Here is a 5,406-nt window from a genome sequence, read left to right on the forward strand (position 1 = left end):
CGCCCGCCGCGGCGCGGCCCCCGCCCCGCTCTCCCCGGCCCTGCTGGCCGACCCGGCCGCCACCCGGCTGCTGGACGGGGCCCGGCTGCTGCACCTGTCCGGCATCACCGCCGCGCTCTCCGACGACTGCCTCGCCCTGCTCCGCGCGCTGCTCGCCGACCGCCGCCCGGGCCGGCTGGTCAGCTTCGACCTCAACTGGCGCCCGGCGCTCTGGCGCGAGCGCGACCCCTCGGTGCTGCCGCCGCTGCTGGACGCCGCCGACCTGCTGCTGCTCGGCGCCGACGAGGCCGAGACCGCCTTCGGCACCGGCGACCCGCGGGAACTGCGCCGGCGCTTCCCCTCCCCCGCCACGGTGGTGGTCAAGGACGCCGCCCGGCAGGTCACCGCGATCGAGCGGGACGGCGGCGCGGTCACCGAACCGGCGCTGACCGTCGAGGTGGTCGAGGCGACCGGCGCGGGGGACGCCTTCGCCGCCGGCTACCTGGCCGGCACCGTTCGCGGCCTCGACCAGCGGCGCCGCCTGCGGCTGGGCCACCTCAGCGCGGCCTGCGCGCTGACCGCCCACGGCGACCAGGCCGAGCTGCCGCCGGCCGAGGTGGTCGCGGCGCTGCTCGACGCCGCACCCGAGCACTGGGCGGCCACCCGGGTCTCCGCGGATGGCATCGTGTCCCCTGTCCTGCCCGCACCGACCGCCCCCGCGCACACCACGGCGACCGCCGCCCCCGAGGGCGGTGCCGCCGACCCTCGACCGGCCACCGCCCCGGCCCTTGGAGCCCCATGAGCCAGACCGTCACCCGCGCCCTGCGCATCCTCGCCGAACTCGGCGAGGGCGAGCGTTCCCTGGACCAGCTGGCCGAGGTCCTCGGCGTGCACAAGACGACCGTGCTGCGACTGCTCCAGTCCCTCGAAGAGGAACGATTCGTCTACCGGGACGCCGGCTACCGCTACCACCTGGGCGCGGGCCTGTTCGCCCTCTCCGGGCTGGCCCTGGAGCAGCGCGGAGTGCGCCGGATCGCCGCCCCGCACCTCGCCGAGCTGAACGCCGCCACCGGCCAGACCGTGCACCTGGCCGCGTACGAGGGCGGCGAGGTGGTCTACATCGACAAGTACGACTCCCGCCACCCGGTGCGGATGTACTCGCGGATCGGCCTGCGCGCCGCCCTGCACAGCGCCGCCGTCTCCAAGGTGCTGCTCGCCGACCTGCCCGCGCCGGAGCGGCGCCGGGTGGTGGCCGGGATCGACTTCGTCCCGCACACCCCCCGCACCCTGGCGACGCCCGAGGCGCTGCTCGCGGAGCTGGAGAAGGTCGCCGTCCAGGGCTGGGCGCAGGACCACGCGGAGCACGAGGCGTTCATCAACTGCGTGGCCGCGCCGATCCGGGACGCCAGCGGCCGGGTGGTCGCCGCCGCCTCGATCTCCGTCCCGGACGTCGTCCTGCCGTACGAGCAGGTGCTGGAGCTGCTGCCGGCGCTCCTCGCCACCACCCGGGCGATCTCCGCCGACTGCGGCCAGACCCCGGGCCACTTCTGATCCCTGATCCCTGAACCCCCGAACCGGCCATCACCTCCCCGACCGCACCCCACCGAGGAAGCGAACACACCCGCATGAGCGACAAGACCGAGATCCGCACCGACGGCGCCCCCGCCCCGGCCTGGATGTTCTCCCAGGGCGTCCGCAAGGGCCCGATCCTCCAGGTCTCCGGCCAGGGCCCGCAGGACCCGGCCACCGGCGAGTACCTGTACCACGGCGACGTGAAGGCGCAGACCCGGCGCACGCTGGAGAACGTCAAGGCGATCGTCGAGGCGGGCGGCGCCACCATCGAGGACGTGGTGATGTTCCGCGTCTACCTCACCAAGCGCGCCGACTTCCCGCTGATGAACGAGGTCTACGCCGAGTTCATCGACGAGAACGTCAAGCCGGGCGGCGTGAAGCCCTGCCGCACCACGATCTTCGTCGAGCTGCCGCAGGAGCCGATGCTGGTGGAGATCGACGCCCAGGCCGTCATCGGCTGACCTCGTCGGCGCGACCGAAGGGCCCGGACCTCGTCCGGGCCCTTCGCGCATCCGCCCACCCGGCGTCTTGCCCACCTCCCCGTGAATCGTTAGGTTAGGCTCACCTAACCAACAGGCTGAGCGCCCGCCGGAGGTCCCGACCGCATGAGCCCGCACCCGCACGACGCCGAGACGACCGAGATCTCCGAGCCGAGCGCCGCCGAGCGGATCGGCAGCCTGCTCGCCGCCACCTCCTCGGTGGTCGTCCGCGCCTGCGGCGAGCCGCACGAACTCACCACCGCCGTCTCGGTGCACGGCTCCCGGCTGCGGCTGCGCGCCCCGCTCGACGCCCCGCTGACCGTCGCCGCCGCCCGCGAACAGGACGGCCTGGCCGTCGTGCTCGACCTCACCGACATCGCCCCGGTGGCCGTCCGCGACCGGGTCCGCGGCCGGCTCACCCTGGCCGGCCGGCTCCACCTCGCCCACCTCGCCGACGACGGCCTCAGCGTCCACCTCCGCCTCGACGTCGCCCACGCGGTGCTCTCCACGCCGTACGGCACCACCGCGATCACCGGCGCCGACCTCGCGGCCGCCGCCCCCGACCCGCTGGCCCGCTACGAGGCCGGCCTGCTCACCCACCTGGCCGACGACCACCCGGACGCGCTCGCCAGGCTCACCCGGCTACTCGACCCGGCCCTGCTCGTCGAACGACCCGCCGTCCGCCCGCTCGCCCTCGACCGGTACGGCCTGGTGCTCCGCCTCGACCACCCGAACGGCCACCGCGACGTCCGCCTGGTCTTCCTCGAACCGGCCCGCGACGCCGACGAGTTCGGCCACCGGGTGCACCAACTGCTGACCGCCGCCGAGCAGACGCTGCCCGCCCGCCGCCCCTGAACCACCGACGGGCCGTCAGGCGCCCACCGGCGCCGCGTCGTCGGCGCGCTCCGCCGCGTCCTCCAGGACGATCCGCCCCATCCGGGCGTACCGCTCAGGACGGCGGGCGCGCGTCCACAGCGCCAGTCCGATCCCGCCCAGGAAGGTGCCGATCACCAGGTACGGGATCAGCCGGAACAGCAGCGTGCCGGCGGCCGCCCCGGCGGCGGCGTCCTTGTGGATCACCAGCAGGACCACCACCCCCGCCATCGCCACCCCGCCGGCCAGCGGCGCGACCAGCGTCCGGAACCAGTGCCGGGTCCCCGGATGCCGGCCCCGCACGTGGAAGTAGCCGACCACCGCGAACGAGCAGAGCGTCTGCACGATCAGGATCGCCATCGTCCCGAGCAGCGCCAGCAGCGTGTACAGGTGCGTGTACGGGTCCATCCCGGCCACCAGGAACCCGGCCACCAGCACCGCCCCGATCGCCGACTGGACCAGCGAGGCGACGTGCGGCGAACCGTGCCGCGGATGGGTGCGCCCCAGCGCCGGGTGGATGAACCCCTCGCGCCCGATCGCGTACAGGTACCGGGCCGCGCACTGGTGGAAGGCCATCGCGCAGGCGAACGAGCCGCTCACCACCAGCCATTGGAACACCGTGACCGCCCAGCCGCCGAAGTGCTCGCCGAGCGGGTCGAAGAACAGGCTGTTGCCGTCCTTGCCGGGGACCAGGCCGTTGGCGACGTCCACCGCGTGCCGCGCCCCGTTGCCGGAGACGATCATCCAGGAGACCAGGACGTAGAACAGCCCGACCCCGATCACCGAGATCAGCGTCGCCCTCGGCACCACCCGCCTGGGGTCGCGCGACTCCTCGCCGTACATCGCGGTGGACTCGAAGCCGACCCAGGAGCAGAACGCGAAGAACAGCCCCAGTCCGGCACCCGCGCCGCCGCCCACGCCGCGGAAGGCGTTCAGCGGATCGAGGGCCTCACCGACGATCCCGTCCGGCCCGCCGCCGGTGAACAGCACGGCCAGCGAGACGGCGCCCAGCACGGTGATCTCCAGCACCAGCGCCACCCCGAGCACCCGCGCGGTCAGGTGCAGGTCGAACCAGGCCATCACCCCGATCACCAGCAGCCCGAGCGCCGCGTACCAGCCCCAGGGCAGTTCCACCCCCAGTTGTGCCGCGACCAGCCCGCGCAGCGCGTACGCGAAGAAGCCGATGACCGCGGCCTCGAAGACGATGTACGCCAGCACCGCCAGCAGCCCCGAGGCCATCCCGGCGACCCGGCCCAGACCGTGCGAGATGTAGCCGTAGAACGCCCCGGCCGCGGTGATGTGGCGGGCCATCGCCACGTAGCCGACCGAGAAGACGGTGAGCACCAGGGTCACGAAGACGTACGCGGCCGGTGCGCCGGCGCCGTTGCCCTGGCCGACCACGATCGGGAGGTTGCCGGTCATCGCGGTGATCGGCGCCGCCGTGGCGACCGCCATGAACACCACGCCCGCCAGGCCGACCGAGTCCGCCTTCAGCCGGTCCACCTCCGGCCGCCGCTCCGCGTCCCCGCTCCGGTCGGCCATCCGACCCCCTTCACCCGTCGTGGCTGTGCCGCCCGCCGGACCGGCCGGACGATGACTGCCCGACAGCATCGGGGCAGGGCCGACGGTCCCGCAACGAGAGGTGACCCGCCGTCACCCCCGCGGGGTTGACGCCCTGTTCGAGTACGGCCCGCCCCGTTCGACCCGACCCGTTCGACCCGGGGTACGAGCCCGGGTACGACGGCGGCCGGCCCGGCCCGCGAGGGAGGTCTCGCGAACCGGGCCGGCCGGACGGGCGTGTCCCGCGCCCGTCGTTCCGCTGGAGGTGCGGCGATCACCCGGTCGAGCGGTCACCCGACATGACCATTCCGGGAGAGTCGCTTCGCCCCGCACCCAGCGGTGGCGGAGGTGATCCGACCGGAGGTCAGATCGCGACGCCGTGCGCCCGCAGGTAGGCGATCGGGTCGATGTCCGAGCCGTACTCCGAGCCGGTGCGGACCTCGAAGTGCAGGTGCGGGCCGGTCACGTTGCCGGTGGCACCGGAGAGGCCGATCTGCTGGCCGGCGGTGACGGCCTGGCCGACCTTCACGCCGATCGAGGAGAGGTGCGCGTACTGGGCGTACTTGCCGTCGGCGAGCTTGATCTCGACCTCGTTGCCGTAGGCGCCGCCGTTGCCGGCCTTCACCACGGTGCCGGCCGCGATGGCGCGCAGCGGGGTGCCGGTGGAGGCGACGAAGTCGGCGCCGGTGTGGTGGCCGGAGGACCACATCGAGCCGGCCACGCCGTAGGCGGTGCCGAGCTTCGGGTTGGCCAGCGGGGCGACGTAGCCGGAGGTGGCGGCGACGACCGGGGTGGCCACCGGGGCGGCGGTGGTGTTCTGGACGGCCGGCTTCACGGCCGGGGTGGCCGGCTTGGCGGCCGGAGCCGCCGGCTTGGTGGCCGGAGCGGCGGGCGCGGCGGGCTTGGTGGCCGGAGCGGCGGGCTTGGCAGCCGGGGCGGCCGG

Annotated in this window: 6 protein-coding genes; 4 read left to right on the forward strand and 2 right to left on the reverse strand. The window is 74.5% G+C overall.

Annotated elements, in window-relative coordinates:
• The 4 genes from ABD308_RS14835 to ABD308_RS14850 form a co-directional block, all read left to right on the forward strand.
• Positions 1-781 (forward strand): PfkB family carbohydrate kinase (locus ABD308_RS14835; RefSeq protein ID WP_344333715.1); only part of this gene is annotated, 781 nt, incomplete at its 5' end.
• On the forward strand, positions 778-1,530 hold the full coding sequence (locus ABD308_RS14840) for an IclR family transcriptional regulator (RefSeq protein WP_344333717.1): 753 nt from the start codon (positions 778-780) through the stop codon (positions 1,528-1,530). The genes ABD308_RS14835 and ABD308_RS14840, both read left to right, overlap by 4 nt.
• A 74-nt stretch (positions 1,531-1,604) precedes the next feature.
• The gene (locus ABD308_RS14845) at positions 1,605-2,012 is read left to right on the forward strand and encodes a RidA family protein (protein WP_344333719.1); all 408 of its coding nucleotides are present in this window, start codon (positions 1,605-1,607) and stop codon (positions 2,010-2,012) included.
• Positions 2,013-2,156: 144 nt separating this feature from the next.
• Positions 2,157-2,885 carry a DUF2470 domain-containing protein gene (locus ABD308_RS14850; RefSeq protein WP_344333721.1) on the forward strand — a complete coding sequence of 243 codons (729 nt, stop codon included), beginning with the start codon at positions 2,157-2,159 and terminating at the stop codon, positions 2,883-2,885.
• 15 nt (positions 2,886-2,900) lie between these two features.
• Here ABD308_RS14850 and ABD308_RS14855 read toward each other — a convergent pair whose 3' ends face one another.
• Entirely contained in the window at positions 2,901-4,445 is a 1,545-nt protein-coding gene (locus tag ABD308_RS14855) for an APC family permease (RefSeq protein WP_344333722.1), read from the reverse strand.
• A gap of 382 nt (positions 4,446-4,827) precedes the next feature.
• The coding region (locus ABD308_RS14860) for a M23 family metallopeptidase (RefSeq protein WP_344333723.1) at positions 4,828-5,406 on the reverse strand (579 nt) is incomplete at its 5' end.

Origin of the sequence: Kitasatospora putterlickiae (assembly GCF_039527695.1) — a bacterium.
Classification (GTDB): domain Bacteria; phylum Actinomycetota; class Actinomycetes; order Streptomycetales; family Streptomycetaceae; genus Kitasatospora; species Kitasatospora putterlickiae.

What these genes read in the sequence shown, in the direction of transcription:
- ABD308_RS14840 (WP_344333717.1), top strand. Translation starts at nt 778, where the DNA reads ATGAGCCAGACCGTCACCCGCGCCCTGCGCATCCTCGCCGAACTCGGC.
- ABD308_RS14845 (WP_344333719.1), top strand. Translation starts at nt 1,605, where the DNA reads ATGAGCGACAAGACCGAGATCCGCACCGACGGCGCCCCCGCCCCGGCC.
- ABD308_RS14850 (WP_344333721.1), top strand. Translation starts at nt 2,157, where the DNA reads ATGAGCCCGCACCCGCACGACGCCGAGACGACCGAGATCTCCGAGCCG.
- ABD308_RS14855 (WP_344333722.1), bottom strand. Translation starts at nt 4,445, where the DNA reads ATGGCCGACCGGAGCGGGGACGCGGAGCGGCGGCCGGAGGTGGACCGG.